Below are 333 nucleotides of genomic sequence, written 5' to 3' on the forward strand. Positions count from 1 at the left end.
GCAACAGTCGTGTTATTCGCCGTGCATTCTTTACCAATAAAAAGTCTGCGGTGATGATGCACTGGTTTATTGGGTGAGTCGGGTAAGAATTTTGACCATCGTCGTGCTTGGGTAGAAGCGCAATTGTTTAAATTAGCGGAGGTTTTCGCTATTGATGTGGCTGCTTTTGCACTCTTGTGAATGAGCTGGGAGTAATCACCTTCATGTGGTGCTCAGTATCGACATTTATCAAGCTAACCGCTGGTCTGATGTTGAGGTAATAAGCCATTGGCATCAATTATTTAAGGGCACTGATATAACCCAAAAGTTTGCTCAGGGTGAAACGCTTGAGGA

Annotated in this window: 1 pseudogene; it reads left to right on the forward strand. The window is 43.8% G+C overall.

What is annotated here, in order from left to right:
* Positions 1-69 precede the first annotated feature (69 nt).
* Positions 70-333 (forward strand): annotated as a pseudogene (locus H5073_RS18465) (transposase); the annotation flags it as partial.

Origin of the sequence: Shewanella sp. SR44-3 (genome assembly GCF_014163735.1) — a bacterium.
Taxonomy (GTDB): domain Bacteria; phylum Pseudomonadota; class Gammaproteobacteria; order Enterobacterales; family Shewanellaceae; genus Shewanella.